The 15,457-nt window shown below is 64.6% G+C and carries 13 protein-coding genes and 2 pseudogenes; 5 read left to right on the top strand and 10 right to left on the bottom strand.

The genetic code is table 11. The annotated features are described in order from the left end of the window. Position 1 precedes the first annotated feature (1 nt). The 3 genes from C8J98_RS20255 (at position 2) to C8J98_RS20245 (ending at position 3,857) form a co-directional block, all read left to right on the top strand. Positions 2-1,297: an argininosuccinate lyase gene (locus tag C8J98_RS20255; protein ID WP_107915436.1), complete on the top strand. Its 1,296-nt coding sequence runs from the start codon at positions 2-4 to the stop codon at positions 1,295-1,297. A gap of 148 nt (positions 1,298-1,445) precedes the next feature. Beyond that, positions 1,446-2,567, top strand: a complete 1,122-nt coding sequence (gene proB, locus C8J98_RS20250) for a glutamate 5-kinase (RefSeq protein ID WP_107915434.1) — start codon at positions 1,446-1,448, stop codon at positions 2,565-2,567. Between the two features lie 24 nt (positions 2,568-2,591). Next, complete coding sequence (locus C8J98_RS20245; RefSeq protein WP_107915542.1) at positions 2,592-3,857, top strand: glutamate-5-semialdehyde dehydrogenase; 1,266 nt, start codon at positions 2,592-2,594, stop codon at positions 3,855-3,857. 88 nt (positions 3,858-3,945) lie between these two features. On the opposite strand, the gene C8J98_RS20240 is transcribed toward C8J98_RS20245, so the two are convergent. The 10 genes and pseudogenes from C8J98_RS20240 to C8J98_RS22415 form a co-directional block, all read right to left on the bottom strand. Continuing rightward, positions 3,946-4,647, bottom strand: a complete 702-nt coding sequence (locus tag C8J98_RS20240) for a hypothetical protein (RefSeq protein ID WP_107915432.1) — start codon at positions 4,645-4,647, stop codon at positions 3,946-3,948. Then, positions 4,644-5,924 carry a kynureninase gene (gene kynU / locus C8J98_RS20235; protein WP_107915430.1) on the bottom strand — a complete coding sequence of 427 codons (1,281 nt, stop codon included), beginning with the start codon at positions 5,922-5,924 and terminating at the stop codon, positions 4,644-4,646. Before kynU ends, C8J98_RS20240 begins: the two co-directional genes overlap by 4 nt. A gap of 19 nt (positions 5,925-5,943) precedes the next feature. After that, positions 5,944-6,441 carry a hypothetical protein gene (locus tag C8J98_RS20230; protein ID WP_233260317.1) on the bottom strand — a complete coding sequence of 166 codons (498 nt, stop codon included), beginning with the start codon at positions 6,439-6,441 and terminating at the stop codon, positions 5,944-5,946. A gap of 98 nt (positions 6,442-6,539) precedes the next feature. Beyond that, complete coding sequence (locus C8J98_RS20225; RefSeq protein WP_107915428.1) at positions 6,540-7,565, bottom strand: amidohydrolase family protein; 1,026 nt, start codon at positions 7,563-7,565, stop codon at positions 6,540-6,542. 76 nt (positions 7,566-7,641) lie between these two features. Continuing rightward, on the bottom strand, positions 7,642-9,711 hold the full coding sequence (locus tag C8J98_RS20220) for an FUSC family protein (protein ID WP_107915426.1): 2,070 nt from the start codon (positions 9,709-9,711) through the stop codon (positions 7,642-7,644). 4 nt (positions 9,712-9,715) lie between these two features. Then, positions 9,716-10,282, bottom strand: a complete 567-nt coding sequence (gene yeiP / locus C8J98_RS20215; protein WP_107915424.1) for an elongation factor P-like protein YeiP — start codon at positions 10,280-10,282, stop codon at positions 9,716-9,718. Between the two features lie 45 nt (positions 10,283-10,327). Beyond that, the gene (locus C8J98_RS20210; RefSeq protein ID WP_107915422.1) at positions 10,328-11,095 is read right to left on the bottom strand and encodes an SDR family NAD(P)-dependent oxidoreductase; all 768 of its coding nucleotides are present in this window, start codon (positions 11,093-11,095) and stop codon (positions 10,328-10,330) included. Positions 11,096-11,308: 213 nt separating this feature from the next. Further along, positions 11,309-11,878 carry a GNAT family N-acetyltransferase gene (locus tag C8J98_RS20205; protein ID WP_107915420.1) on the bottom strand — a complete coding sequence of 190 codons (570 nt, stop codon included), beginning with the start codon at positions 11,876-11,878 and terminating at the stop codon, positions 11,309-11,311. Then, a pseudogene (locus tag C8J98_RS22420) lies at positions 11,875-12,195 on the bottom strand (GNAT family N-acetyltransferase); the annotation flags it as partial. The pseudogene C8J98_RS22420 and the gene C8J98_RS20205, both read right to left, overlap by 4 nt. A 165-nt stretch (positions 12,196-12,360) precedes the next feature. Next, positions 12,361-12,846, bottom strand: a pseudogene (locus C8J98_RS22415) (GNAT family N-acetyltransferase); the annotation flags it as partial. Positions 12,847-13,031: 185 nt separating this feature from the next. Between C8J98_RS22415 and C8J98_RS20195 the strand changes: the two are divergent. Both C8J98_RS20195 and C8J98_RS20190 read left to right on the top strand, forming a co-directional pair. Continuing rightward, a complete protein-coding gene (locus C8J98_RS20195) occupies positions 13,032-14,264 on the top strand; it encodes a hypothetical protein (protein WP_107915418.1) in 1,233 nt (410 codons plus the stop codon). A 48-nt stretch (positions 14,265-14,312) separates the two neighbouring features. Then, positions 14,313-15,449, top strand: a complete 1,137-nt coding sequence (locus C8J98_RS20190; protein ID WP_146171686.1) for a hypothetical protein — start codon at positions 14,313-14,315, stop codon at positions 15,447-15,449. Positions 15,450-15,457 lie beyond the last annotated feature (8 nt).

Raw genomic sequence — 15,457 nt, 5'->3', positions numbered from 1 at the left:
GATGACACAGCCGCTCTGGCAGAAATCCGATACGCAGGTGGACGCACGCATCATGCGTTTCCTTGCCGGCAACGACGTGGTGCTCGACCGCGAGTTTTTCCTGCACGACATCACCGCGAGCAAGGCGCATGTCGAGGGCCTGGCCAATATCGGCGTGGTCTCCGGCGACGAGCGCGATGCGCTGCTTCGCGAGCTGGACGTACTGGCCGGTGACTTCTCGGCTGGCCTGTTCGTTCTCGACGATCGCTTCGAAGATGGGCACTCCGCGATCGAGGCCCGCCTTACCGAGCGCCTCGGCGACGCTGGCCGGCGTGTGCATACCGGCCGTAGCCGCAACGACCAGATTCTTGTTGCTACGCGCCTGTGGCTGAAGGAGAAGCTGTCGGCGCTGGAGACGTTGTGTCGGCAGATCGCCGAAGTGTGCCTGCAGCGCGCCGCCGGGGATTCCGTGCCGATGCCCGGCTATACGCATATCCAGCGTGCAGTCGTCTCATCGACGGGCATGTGGTTCGCCGCGTTCGCCGAGGCCTTCATCGACAACACGCTACGTGCGCGTCAGGCACTTGAGCTGATCGATGCGAACCCGCTGGGTACGGCGGCTGGGTATGGCGTCAATGTGGCTCTGGACCGCGCACACACGACGCAGGCGCTCGGCTTCGGTCGCATGCAGGTCTCGCCGATCTACGCCCAGTTGTCGCGCGGCAAGTTCGAGATGGCCGCGCTCGATGCCGTCGGCACGGCGCTGCTCGATACGCGCCGCCTGGCCTGGGACCTCTCGCTGTTCACCACGGCAGAGTTCGATTTCGTCAGCCTGCCGGGCGAGTACACCACCGGTTCGTCGATCATGCCGAACAAGCGCAACCCCGACGTCGTCGAACTGCTGCGTGCCAGCTACGCCAGCGTCGCCGCCGCCCGCACCGAGATCGAGCAACTGCTGTCCCTGCCCACCGGCTACCAACGCGACCTGCAATTCTCCAAGGGCTCGCTGTTCCACGGCTTCTCCATGGGCCTCGGCGCGCTCGAACTGCTGCCCGACCTTCTCGCGCGCTTCAGCTGGAAGGCGGAGAAGATGCGCGCGGCGATCGAACCGGCGATGTACGCGACGGATGTGGCGATCGAGGCGGCGGTTGCGGGTGTGCCGTTCCGCGATGCTTACCGCGCGGCGGCCGAGACGGCAGCCTCGTCGGGCGAGGGCCGTACACCGGAGTCGAGTCTCGCCGCGCGTACCTCGCCAGGTGCTGGTAACGACCTTATGCTGGATACGCTGCGGGCCAGATTGGCAGCCCTGTCGGGCTGATCGCCGCTGAAGCGGCTCCCACACAAGACCTGCGCAGGTCTCGTGTGGGAGCCGATTCATCGGCGAAGCTGTTCGCTCTTCGCTCTTTTGCTCTTTGTGGGAGCCGCTTCAGCGGCGAATGGGACAGCCAAAACGTTAGGGAAGGACCATGCCAAACGCCTTCACCCCACAACCGCTACCCCCTTGGCGGCGGGCCGTCCTCAAAGTCGGCAGCAGCCTCCTGACCACGCCTGAAGGTGGCCTCACCGGTCGCCACGCCGAAGCCCTGGCCACGTTCGTCGCTCGAAGCCGCAGCGCCGGCCGCGAGGTCGTCATCGTCTCCTCCGGCGCAGTAGCCGCAGGACGCGGCCTCGCCACACCCGGCCGCGCAGCCGGCCTCACCGGCCGACAGGCACTCGCCGCCCTCGGCCAGACCCGCCTCATCGCGCTCTGGCAGAGTTTCTTCGACGCTCCGGTTGCCCAGGTCCTGCTCACCCACGACGACCTGCGCAACCGCCGCCGCTACCTCAATGCGCGGACCACGCTGCGCGAGTTGCTCTTGCTCGGCGCCATCCCGGTCATCAATGAGAACGACACCGTCGCGGTCGACGAGCTGAAGCTCGGCGACAACGACAACCTCGCTGCCATCGTGGCTGCCCTGGTCGATGCCGATGTGCTCTTCATCGCCTCCGACATCGCCGGGCTGTATACGGCCAATCCACGAATCGACCCACTCGCGCAGCCCATCGACGAGGTGGCGGAAGTCACCGCGGAGCACCTCGCAACCGCCGGCGGTGCCGGTAGCGCGGCTGGCACCGGTGGCATGCGGACGAAACTCGAGGCGGCGGGGAAGGCCGCCGCGGCCGGCATCGAGACGATCCTGTTCGACGGCCGCGACGCTGCCTGCATCGAGCGGCTGGCGGAGGGCACCCTGACAGGTACGCGCCTTCACGCGCCCAGTACGCGTCTGGCCGCCCGCAAGTACTGGCTGCGCCATGCGCCACCGGCCGGCAAGATCACGGTCGATGCGGGCGCGGGCGACGCTTTGCGCGCCCGCGGCGCCTCCTTGCTCCCGGGAGGGATAGTCGCTGCCGAAGGCGACTTCGCCCGTGGCGACGTCGTCGACATCGCCGACGAGCAGGCACCCTTCGCGCGCGGCATCGCGCAGTACTCGGCGGCCGACGTTCGCCGCATCGCACGCCGCCACACCCGCGATATCGAATCCACGCTGGGCTACAGTTACGGCGAGAACGTCGTCCACCGCGACGATCTCGTTGCCGTCATCCCATGAGCGAGCCCAATGAGCGAGGTCGCGATGTCTTCTTCCCTGCGTGACAAGGCGCTTGCCTGCCGGGACGCCGCCGCGGCGATTGCTGGCCTCGACACCGCCGCCAAGCGAAGCCTCCTCCACGCCATGGCTGACGCGCTTGCCGCAGAAGAGGCCGTCGTGCTCGAGGCCAATGCCATGGACATGGACGCCGCCCGTGCGAACGGCACCGGCGACGCCATGCTCGATCGCCTGCGGTTGGATGCCTCACGCATCGCCGGCATCGTCGCCGCGATCCGCGAAGTGGCGACCCTACCTGATCCAGTCGGTATCACGACGCGACGCGAGACGCGGCCCAATGGCATCGTTGTCGAGCGCGTGCGCATTCCTCTCGGCGTAATAGCGATGATCTACGAGGCCCGGCCGAACGTGACGGCCGATGCGGCCGCACTATGCCTGATGGCGGGCAATGCGGTAATCCTGCGCGGGGGCTCCGATGCGATGCACTCCAACATCGCGATAGCTGCAGCCTTACGCCGAGCATTAAAGGCGGAGGGCGTTCCCGAAGCCGCGCTGACGCTGGTCGACGATCCGCGTCGCGAGACGATGGTCGAGCTCCTCCAGCTCACTGACATCGTCGACCTCGCGATTCCTCGCGGAGGGGAGGGCTTGATCCGCTTTGTCGCGGAGCACGCGCGTGTGCCGGTGATAAAACACTACAAGGGCGTTTGCCATCTCTACGTGGATAGCGACGCGGACCCGGAACTAGCACTACGACTGCTGGTGGATGGCAAGACCAGTCGCCCCGGCGTGTGCAACGCGCTGGAAACGCTTGTCGTACACAAGGACATGGCGGCGACCTTCCTGCCGATTGCCGTGGCAAGACTTCGCGAATTGAAAGTGGATGTAAGGGGCGATGCTGCGACACGCAACTTCGTCGCCGACGTGGTAGCCGCCAGCGACGAGGACTACGCTGCCGAATTCCTCGACCTCATCATTGCCGTGCGCGTCGTCGAGAGCTTCGATGAGGCGATCGCACATATTCGCCGCTACGGTTCGGACCATACCGAAGTGATCGCCACGCGCGATCCAGGCGCCGCAGACAGGTTCATTCGCGCCATCCGCTCCGCCGTCGTCATGGTCAATGCATCATCTCGATTCAGCGACGGTGGCGAACTGGGGCTCGGTACGGAGATCGGGATTTCGACGACGCGGCTCCATGCTTATGGGCCGATGGGCGCGGAGTCGTTGACCGTTGAGCGATTCGTCGTTCGCGGGCAAGGGCAGGTTCGTCACCCGGCGAACGCAAGCTAGTAGTCCGTATCGTCGCCATCCGCGAGGGCGGCGCCGTGGATAGGTGCAAGCGGATGGTCTTGAAGAGTCCGCAGCGGATTGCACGCGTTCAGGCCGGCTTAGCAAGTCCGTCGCGAATCCGCTCCGACACATCCATCATCGCTACCCACGCCCGCTCGACCGCATCCGCGAGCGAATCACGATCGAGCGCCACGGTCTCCGCGCGGCCACCTTCATCGGGGACGTATTCGATCAGAACCCGCTGGCCATCGATCCACGCCTGATCGCCAGCCAGGAAAACGGGATCTTCGAAGCTGCCCATGCCAGGCTCGGGCGGCATCGCGAAGGCAGTGCGTCCGTCGCGCGGTGCATGGCGAAGAAGCTCGATCACGCGCTCGTACGAGCCATCCTCGTCGTCGAGTTCGAAGGCGATGCTATCCATGCGCGAGCCCGCGTAAAGTTCCACGGAGCCGGTGAAAATCGCGTGCGTAGCGTAGCCATCGAGGCGGACGCGAGGATTCGTCAGCACCTCGCGCAGGGCCGTGACATAGCGTGAAGTCACGTCCGGGTGCTCGCGCAACCACGCGCTGCTGACATCCTCGATGGCGGTGATGTGGCCATCCGCCTTCGCTTCGACACCGCGATGTGACACCGCCGCAGGACGATCGGGCAAACCAACGGGTAAGCCGCCGGCCTTCAGGCCAAACATCACGCGCCCGGGCGCAACACGCAGCCAGTGCGTCACGGCCTGCACGGCAAACCCGTTGCCCCGCTCGCTGTAGGGAGCCGGAAACAGTTCCTGCACGCTCATGCCTGCATCCCGCGCCACGCTTCGATCGCTTCCACCGCGCCAAGACAATCGGCAAAGCGGTTATAAAGCGGCGTGGGCGACAGGCGAATCACGTCGGGTTCGCGCCAGTCACCAATGATTCCTTGCTGTTCGAGGTAGCCGAACAACATGCGACCCGAATCGCGACCGGCACGCACGCGCACCGAAAGCTGTGCGCCACGCTGCAATGGATCGTTCGGCGTAACGATGTCGAGCGTGTCATCGAGCCGGCTGCGAATGAGCCAGTCGAGGTAGGCGGTGAGGCGGCGACTCTTCGTCACGAGGTTATCCATGCCCGCCCGCGTAAACACATCCAGCGACGCGCGCAACGGTGCCAGCGCGAGGATCGGCGGATTCGACAGCTGCCAGCCATCCGCGCCCGGTGTGGGAACGAACTGTGGGCCCATCTGGAAGCGCGTCGACTTGTCGTGGCCCCACCAGCCGGCGAAACGCGGTACGTCGGCGTTCGCATGGCGCTCGTGCACGAAGCAGCCGGCAACCGCGCCCGGGCCGGCGTTGAGATATTTATAAGTGCACCACACGGCGAAATCCGCGCCGCTGTCATGCAGGGCCAGCGGCAGGTTGCCCACCGCATGGGCCAGATCGAAACCCACGACGCAGCCCTGCACACGCGCCAGCCGGACGATCGCGGCGAGGTCGAATACCTGGCCGGTGCGGTACTGAACGCCCGGCAGCACGACGAGGGCCACGCGATGTCCGTGCTCGGCGATGGCTTCCTCGATGGCCGCCATCGACAGCGTGCCGCCGGGGCCATCGGGCTGGATCTCGATCAGGTCGGTGGCTGGATCGAAACCATGGAAACGAACCTGTGACTCGAGCGCGTACCGGTCGGTGGGAAACGCGCCAGCTTCCATGAGGATGGCGGGGCGTTCTTGCGTAGGCCGATAGAAACTCACCATCATCAGGTGCAGGTTCACGCCCAGCGTATTCATGGCGACTACTTCATGCGGCTTCGCGCCGACCACGTCGGCCATCGCGTCACGCACATACTCATGGTAGTGCAGCCACGGCGAGCGCCCGCGGAAGTGTGCCTCCACCGCGAGCTCCGACCAGTCGGCCAGCTCCGCTTCTACGGCGGCGCGCACGCCCTTCGGCTGCAGGCCGAGCGAGTTCCCACAGAAGTAGAGGGTCTCCCGACCATGGTGCGGCGGGATGTGGAATTCGCCGCGGAACGCGCGCAGGGGATCGGCCGCATCCTGGGCCTGGGCCCAACCGCGCGTCGCTTCGAAACCGGTCATACGTTGACTACCTTGGGAATCAGGAGGGCATACGGGCAGCGACGTCGGCGCAACCCTTGTCGAACGAGGCATTCCACCTGGCATCGCTGGTGGGGCGGATGCAGCGGAGCTGGATCGCATAGCCGCCACTGTAGAAATAACGCTCGAAGTAGTCGAGCTTTACCTTGCCTTCCTTCGCCGTGTAGACATTCTCGGTGGGCGAGGTGGCCTTGCCCGCGGCATATTCCGTCAGGCCGGAAGCGCGGCTGCGCATGTTGCCCGAGAACTGCTGGAAACCGTTGAGGTTGGGTACCTGCTGAAGGGTGATCGAGACGCGCGCCAGGGTCGCATCCGCCCCGTTGGAGCCGGGTACCTGGAACACCTGGGTCTCCGTCTCGCCTTCGGACTGCATGATCGGCACCCAGGTATCGGGGACGGACACGTGGAGGGCGCCGCCGGCCATGGAGACATCGGCAGCCGTCGCAAAAGGGCTGGCCAGCAGGAAGGCAAGCGAAAAGGTACGCAGGAGGCGCTTCACGATTAAGGATTCCCCGTAGAGGCCGCGGCAGCGCGGCGCAACGCGGGCATTCTTGCACAGCGTCCTGCCGCCCATGGCCCGTGACAGTGTGCGTTGCGTCACGCCACGGCGGACATGGTCTGGAAGCGCGACAACGGAACGCCCAGCCACTCCAGCGCCGTGCCGTGGAACAGCCTGGCGCGGGAGGTGTCGTCCAGTCCGAGGGCCTCGATGCCGGCGCCTGGCTCCTGCTCGCCCAGAGGGAACGGGTAGTCGGTGCCGAGCATGACGCGTTCGGTGCCGGCCACCTCGAGCAGGTAGCGCAGTGCCGCGTCGTCGTGCACGCAGGAGTCGAAATACAGCCGCGAGAGATACTCGCGGGGGTTGCGCGCATTGTCAGTGGCAACCAGGTCCGGACGCATGCGGAAGCCGTGCTCGATACGACCGATGGAGTAAGGGAAGCTGCCACCACCGTGGGCGAGCATGATCTTCAGCGACGGCAGGCGTTCCAGTACGCCACCAAAAATCAGTGCACAGGCAGCCCGTGCCTGCTCGGCGGGCATGCCGACCAGCCAGGGCAGCCAGTACTTGGGCATCGTCTCGGCACCCATCATGTCCCACGGGTGCACGAGCACGGCGGCATCCAGGTCCGCAGCGGCTTCGAAAAACGGGAACAGCTCGGGAGCATCGAGATTCCAGTCGTTGCAGTGCGAACCGATCTGCACGCCTTGCAGACCGAGTTCGTCGATGCAGCGCTCCATCTCGCGAATCGCCAGCGAGGGCGACTGCAGGGGCACCGTGCCGATACCTGCATAGTGGCGCGGATGCGTTTGGCAGACCGTGGCCATGTCGTCGTTGAGATGGGTGTGCAGCTCCAGGGCCTGATAGCCCTTGGCCCAGTACGAGAACATCACCGGCACCGTGGAGACCACCTGCACGCCCACGCCGAAACGCGCGTAATCGGCGATGCGGTGATCCGCATCGAATGCGGATTCCCACACTTCGCGGAAGAACCGGCCGTCCTTGTAGATCCGGTGGTGACCGCTGGAGTGGGTCATTACCGGGAAGCGTTCGTCGCCGTAGCGGGCCGCAAGATCGGGCCAGTCACGGGGCAGGATGTGCGCGTGGGTATCGATCTTCAGCATGGAGCCGAGTGTAGCGCCGGCGGGGAGCCGGGGCCTCTCGCGGTGCAGCAACCCGACGTCGCCGGGCGGATCGCGATCAGGCCGGGGTCACCGAACGCCGCGTCACCACGTGCGCCACCGTATCCACGTTGTCCGTCAGGCGGTCGGTCAGGCGTCCGATCGCCTCCGCCAGTTCCCGGTCCTTCGTCCGCGCCAGGGCCTGGACCAGCGCTCGCTGGTGCAGGCGCAGGTCGGGCGGTACGGTGGCACCTTCCGCCACCGTGAGCGCCTCACCCTGCGCGCGCAGGGCCATCGCGGCCTCGCGGATGAAGGGTCCGACGTGGGCCCATTCCGCGGGTACCTCGTCGACATCGATCAGGGCTTCGAGTGTCATTGCCGTACGGGCCAGGCGGTTGCCGTTGGCGTAGAGCGTTTCGGCCAGTTCCTGCAGGACCGCCGGCGTACCCGGTTCGGCGCGCAGGCGGTCGACCGAGGCCTGGGCATTGGTCCGCGCGGTGCGCGTCGCGTTGCGCACCTGGTGGCGCGTTCCGCGGTCGGCCGGTTCTACCAGGGTGTCGAGGTAGTCCGCGTAAGCGCAGAGCATTTCCGATAGCGCAATGCGCGCGCGGCTGCGCTCCCACGACGGCCACAGTACATAGGCCAGCAGGGCCATGGCGCTACCCAGCGCGGTATTGAGCACGCGATCGAACATCGCGTTGAACGGGTCGACACCTTCGAACGAAAGCAGCACGACCACGGTTCCGGTCAGTGCGGCCACGGCGATGCCGTAATGGGCGACGGCGAGATAGCGGAAGGCCACGCAAAGCACGCCCATCACGGCGATATGCGCCCAGACGACGTCCGGTGTCAGTCGCAGCACGAAGGTGGTCAGCATCAGCCCGAGCACGGTACCGACGACGCGCAGCAGGCCAAAATTGAAGGTCGCCGCGAAGTCCGGACGCAGCACGATCGCGGCGGTCATCGGCAACCAGTATCCGTGCGGCAGGTGGAAGTAACGCGACACCGCGAAGGCGAGCGTGAGCACCACCGCGCAGCGCACGGCGTGGCGGAAGGCCACCGAATGCGGGGTGATGTTCGCGCGCAGGGTGGCCAGCGGCGAGGCGCTGCGCAAGGTGTCGGGAAGGCTGGTTTCCGCACGCTGGGCGCGTTCTTCACCGCGGCTGCCGGCCCAGTTCGTATTGCGGACCACGGCGGCGAGCTGCCCGGACAAAGCCTGGATATGGGCACCCACCCCCGTGCCGGTCGAGCCGGCGAGCAACGCCCGTTCGCTCGCCTGCAAGGTGGCCAGGGCACGTTCGGCACGCTGCGGTGGCTCTGCCGCGTCGAGCGCATCCGCCGTGGCGGTAAGGACGCGGGCGGCGTCGTTGCGGAACATCTCGGCCATCGATTCGCGTTTCACTTCGAGCTCGGCCATGGCGACGAGCTCGAGGCGAATGCGCTCGGCCAGTTCCAACAACACGCGGAAGGCCTCCATCGCGCGGCCATGCGCGTGGTGACGGCCGAGCAGGGTGAGCTGCAGGGCGTTCATCGCATCGGTGATACCCGGCGCTTCGCCATCCTTGTGCGGCTTGCGCGCGAGGTCGGCGAGGCCGCGATAGACAAGGGCGAGCGCGGCCCGTTCCGGCCGATAGCGTTGCAGCGGCCATGCCGCGATGGAAAACACGGCAAGGAGCATGCCGCCGGCGAAAATCAGCCCGCCGCCGGAGAGCGCGCCGCGGATATCCTGTGGCGTGGCCGCCGTGATCACCAGCAGCAGCATGCTGGTCATGCCCACGCGGGCGATGTCCGCGCCGAACACGACGAGCAGGCCACCAAAGAAGCCGCACAGTGCGCAGGCCACGCACATCGGCAGCACCTCGTCGCCGATCACGAAGCCGACGAGGGAGGCCACGCCAGCCGCCAGCGCGGCGAGGAAAAGCCGATTCAGGCGTTGCTGGTACGGACCGGGCTGGTCCGAGAACATGGTGTCGAGCGCACCGGCGGCGATGCCGATGCCGACTTGTGGATACCCGGTATACATGCCGGCAGCGAGCGGCAACACCACCGCAGCGGTGTTGCGCAATGCGACCCGCATGGGGACATCCGGTCGCTTCGTCCGAATCAACGTGTCGATGACGCTGGCGCGGAACGAATAGCTCTTGGTCATGTGATCACGAAGCGCGGCCCGCGAATTCGCCGGTGAGCGTGTTCACCGTCACCTTCTCGCCGTTGGTGATGTACTCGGGAACCTGCACTTCGATGCCGGTCTGCAGCTTGGCCGGCTTGTTGCGCTTGGTCGCGCTGGAACCCTTCAGCTCCGGCGCCGTGTCGGTCACGACCAGGACGACCGAGGTCGGAACCTGCAGGCCGATCGGCGCTTCGTCCATGACCTGCACGTAGTAACCCTCGAGATCCTCGACGACATAACCGGCGTTCTCGCCCACCACGTCGGGACCGAGCGTGTACTGGGTGTAATCCTCGTCGTCCATGAAGACGAAATTGTCGCCGTCCATGTACGAAAACTTCGCCTGGCGGCGCTCGAGACTCACTTCCTTGAGTTCGTCTTCGGCACGCAGGCTGAGGTCGAACTTGCGCTGGCCCGGGATCGAGTACAGCGTGAACCGGAAGGTCACGTTGCCGCCGCGCGCCGAGGGCGAGCTGCGTTCGATATCGCGGACCTGGTATACGGTGCCGTCGTGCTCGACGACATTACCTTTCTTCACATCAGATGCTTTCATGGCGTTCGACTTCGATGTCTTTGGAGTGGATGACGTTGGAACCGATCACTTCGGAGCGAGGCGAACCGCGCCGTCGAGGCGGATCGTTTCGCCATTGAGATAGCGGCTGTTGATGATGAAGGCCACGGTGTCGGCAAACTCTTCCGGCCGGCCCAGGCGCGACGGGAACGGGATCGAGGCGGACAGCGATTCCTGAACGGCCGGCGGCATGCCGTCGACCATGGGCGTCCAGAAGATGCCCGGCGCGATGGTGTTCACACGAATGCCGAAGCGTGCCAGTTCGCGTGCCATCGGCAGCGTCATGCCGACCACACCGCCCTTGGAGGCGGAGTAGGCGGCCTGGCCGATCTGGCCTTCGTAGGCGGCCACCGAGGCCGTGTTGATGATGACACCGCGCTCGCCGTCTTCACCGGCCGCATTGGCCTGGATGAGCTGCGCAGCGGCCTTGGCCACGTTGAAGCTGCCAACGAGGTTCACCATGACGGTGCCCGAAAAGGTCGACAGCGGCATCGGGCCTTCCTTGCCAAGCACGCGGCCGGCGCCGAGGATGCCGGCGCAGTTGACGACCACGTTCAGGCCGCCCATCGCGGCCTGGGCGGCGGCGATGTTGGCGGTCACGCCTTCTTCGGAGGTGACGTCGGTGCGCTGGAAACTCGCATTCTTGCCGAGGGCGGCGGCGGCCGCATGGCCCTTCTCTTCGTTCACGTCGAAGAGGGCGACCTTCGCGCCGGCAGCGACGAGACGCTGCGCCACGGCGTGGCCGAGACCGGATGCGCCGCCGGTGATGACGGCCCTGACCTGTTCGAGCTGCATGAATACTCCGCTGGTACGACTGGCAAAGAAGCCAATCTTAGCCGAGCCCCGCCCCGCGCGGCTTGCCGCGCCGCGGCAGGAGCGCAGGCGCGGCGGCGCAGGGGCAGGGGGCTTGGTGTGGGAGCCGCTTCAGCGGCGATGGGTGCTTGACGCAAGTTGGCCCGCTGCCGGGGATCGCCGATGAATCGGCTCCCACAACAAATAAGCGCAGGGTCAGAGGTTCTGGAGGAACCGATCCATCGCCCCGGAAGCCGCCAGCTGCGCAAACGGAATCACTGCCACCGGCGGCGTCTCGGGCTCCGACAGGAACAGGCTCCACACGCCCACGTCCCACCATTGGCTGAGCTTGTAACCGGCTTTGGGCCAGACGCCCGCAGGCGCAAACCCCATGGCCTCATGCATGGCCACGCTGGTCGCCCCAGGCAGCGTGATCACGCCCACGGCCTGGTTGATCCCTTGCAGGCGCATGGCGCCGAGGAGGGCGCCGTAGAGACGCCGGGCGATGCCGCGACGGCGTGCGTTCTCGTGCACGTAGATCGAGGTCTCGGCGATCCAGTCGTAGGCCGCGCGTTCGCGGAAGCGGCCGCCGTAAGCGTACGCGAGCACTTCGCCGTTTTCTTCCCAGACCAGCCAAGGGTGGGTGGCGAGACGCGTAAGGATGCGCCCGCGCATCGCCTCTTCGCCGGGCAGATCCGTCTCGAAGGTGATCGCGCTGCTCTGGACGATGGGCGCGTAAATGGCGTGGCAGGCGGCGGCGTCTGCCTCGGTGGCGATGCGGATCAAAGCGGTTTTTCCATGAAGATGCTGGCGGGATGGGCGTGATGATCGCCGAACGGAGGGCAGCGGCGATAGCCGGAGCGCTCGTAGAGTTCGATCGATTCGGTCTGCGCCGTGCCGGTCTCCAGCTTCACCTTCGTGCCGCCCGCCGCCCGTACCTGGTCCTCGAGGGCTTCGAGCATCTCCTTGCCCAGCCCCATGCCCCGACACGCCGGCACGACGTACATGTACTTCAGTTCCACGTAGTCACCGTGATCGACCCCGGCGCCGCAGGCCAGCGGTGTGCCATCGACGCGTGCCGTCATGAAGGTCACGTGTGGCTGCCGCAGGCTTTCCACGCCCACATGCTGGGGCAGCGGCTGGTGGTACAGGTCGGAGAGGTAACCATGCAGCTGCTCGATCAGCGGCAACACATCGTCGCGCCCCGGATCGTCGATCGCGAACAGCAGGGTAGGCGGCTCCGGCGCGACGATCAGATCACCGTCGTTGAGATGGCGCAGGAAAAAACGGTCGCAGCTGAAGTGCCCGGTGCCACCCATCGGCGCCTCGATGCGCGCGAAGCCGTGGCGCAGGTAAAGCACCTGGGCCGCGTCCATGCCGGTCAGTGTCTCCAGGTAAATGCGCTGGAAGCCGGCACGGCGTGCCGCGTCCAGGCAGCGGCGCATGAGCCGCGAGGCCGCGCCGATGCCGCGTGCCTTGGGCAGGAAGTACATCTTGCGCAGTTCGCAGGTGTCCTCGTCGCCGCCTTCCAGTGGGGCGATACCCGCGCCGCCGATGGCGTGGCCTTCTTTCTCGACAACGAAGTAGGCATGGCGTGGCCGGGCATACGCACCGGACAGGCCATCCACTTCCGGATCGTGGATGGCGAATCCGGGGCCGTCGGCGCCGAATTCAGGCATGACGTTGCGGATCACGGCGGCCATGTCGGCATCGTCGCGGGGCTCGATGGGGCGGATGAGGTAATCGGTGCGCATGGGGCGATCCTGCCACGGAATGCGCTCTAACGGAAAAGTCTGCCCGGTGCTCGAGATGGAGATTCCGCTGCCGATATTGACTAACGATTTGTGCAGGCCCGCGGCGGTCGGGCTATTGCAGGGCCACTCAGCGCGAGGGAGACTCGGAATGCGACATCACACTCTCGCATTCCAGGAGGTTCAGAGTGAGCATCATCAGGCGTTCGACCCGCAAGGAAACCAGGGCGACCGAATCCACGACGGAAGAGACGATCGAGCAATTCGATTCGAAAGAAGAGCCCCGCGTGGAGGGCGCAATCGGACCGCGCCATTCACGCGCTACTAGCTGGAGTTCCGCGTCCGATTTTTACATTCTGTTTCCGCCCACGGCATCCGGAAACGCTGGAGGAGTCGTACAATCGAAAGTGTTTGCTAACGGCAGGCAACAAGTTCATATCAGGGTGATCATATCGCCTCGGCTGGACGGTGAATTTGTTCCCGTCCCGGCTTCCGAATTAGCAGAGAGGATAAGGCTGGTGCGGTATGACGGCGGAGGAGTGGTTCCGTCGGACTGGTATCTCGACGTGGCGGAAGATCGGACCTACAAGTACGACGGATCCGTCATTCCGGGGCCTCAGCTGGACGCATGGTCGAGCAGTTCAGATGACGACGCGCCTGTGGCCGAGAACACCGTGACGGTTGATCTCTGGATCCGAACGACCGCAACAAGCGCCGAGACCATAGCCGTTGCGATCACGCCGCCTCTTGGCAGCGAAATCACCACCGCAGCGAGCGGCTTCAATAGTGGCGTAAACATCTATCCCGCCACGTGGAACCTGGGTGCTGCGTACTTTCACACAACGACCACCGAATACAATCACAGTGGCCTGGAATACTTCACTGTGTGGAACAAGCGCATCACATTCGAGTATCCCAACCCAGGTCAGAAGATCGATCTCCTGCGAATTGCTGACAGCAGCAGTACAGTGGGCGGCTACGTTAATGTCTACGCCGATCATGGCGAAACCAAAGATCGCTCCCTCAAAAAATGGGAGGGAATGTTCACGACTTGTCTCCACGAAACTGGCGAGTATGGGAGAGAATATTTCTTCGACGTTCCGGACTTCCTCACCCGAGATCTAAGTCGGCGAGAAGGTGCCGAGGGCCAAAGTCGGGGATCTACCAACATTTCCGTATATGGAACGATGGGAAGGACACAGACGTTCGAGGCGGGAGCCATCAATTTCTTGTATCACGTCTTTGACGAACACCGTCAGTTCTATTGGAGCGGGAAGAGCGGCGAGAAGGATCACGATGCGAACGATGTAAATCGCAGGAATGTCATCCTTCGAGATCTGTTTGGAAACGATCACCGCCTTCAGATCGGTAGCGTCGACAACGGCGTGACCCTGGACTTTGGTGTCATCGGCAAGTGGTAGTGGAAGGCATGTCAAATCTCTCCACTCTCGCATTCCAGGAGGTTCAGAGTGAAAACCACAAAATCTACGACGCATGAGACGTCCAAACAACACGCGTCCGTGAGCAAAGGAACATCTGCGCTGGCCAGTCCGGACTGCGTCGTGACGGAGCCGGCCTGCACAATCACCACTTTCACGCTTACGCGGATCTCGGATAGCGATAAGGCCTATTCGAACGGCCTGCAGCAGATCAAATTCAAGATAGAGTTGGCCTTCACGAGAGACGGCAAGCCCGGTGTGCCCTCCACGTCAGAGCTGGCAAGCCTGACCATTGCCTTTGCCGACGAGCCTGTTCCTCGCCCGTTGCCCTTCGAAGAGACGGGTTTGTCAGGCTGGTTCAACAGTCCGGGTGTGGATCGCGCTGAAGATCTTAAGCACTACAAGGGCTATCTGTTTCATCCGGAAAGCTCGCCTGTGGATGGCGATCGCTCCGGCGATTCAGCCTCGCCGTCGGCAAGCACGAATCGATACTTCTACGTCGCCAACAGGCGAGGGTCTGCCCAGGCAACTTCACTTTGCGCGCATGTGACGTTCGACGATGGGTGGACCTTCTTGACAAACGGCATGATGTTCGACAACTGCGGCGGGGAACACGTTGGTGACCTGAACTCCAGGGCCGAGGTGCGCGCCGACGTGTTCGCCGGCGCGCCAATCGATCGCTATCCATGGGTGCGGGACACTCTCTCGGGTGATGACATCGGTGAGGACGGCCAGGGCGCCGTCATACCGCCGAGCGATCCGGACTCGGTACACCGTTACTCATTGTCGTTCAACAGTCCGACGGGAGAGCCTGTGGGAATCCGATACATGTCAGTCAGCGCCCCGGGCATGATTCAGTGGCAGGACAAGGTGCATGGTGAAGAGTTCGCGTGTTACACGGGATATGCCCAGCCCGGGAGCCTCGAACTTATATGGAACACTTCACTGCCCACGGGGCCGACCGCAAAGCCAACGTTGCCGACGTCAAATGTACAGCAAGGTGTCTTCGTTCTCGTCGGGCGGCAAAAGGTCTCTTATGAATCCGGTAAGGAAAACGGCCCCCTCATCGTGTCCACGACGGATTGGTATGGCAACGCGGATGCGCTGAAGGTGAAGTTCGCGAGTACAAGCGGAAGCGGTCGATGGAAGCTTGTTCCTTATAAGTAATCGTCGTC

It is taken from the genome of Luteibacter sp. OK325 (genome assembly GCF_003050935.1).
Classification (GTDB): Bacteria; Pseudomonadota; Gammaproteobacteria; order Xanthomonadales; family Rhodanobacteraceae; genus Luteibacter.
This window is presented reverse-complemented; position numbering and strand designations above follow the sequence as displayed.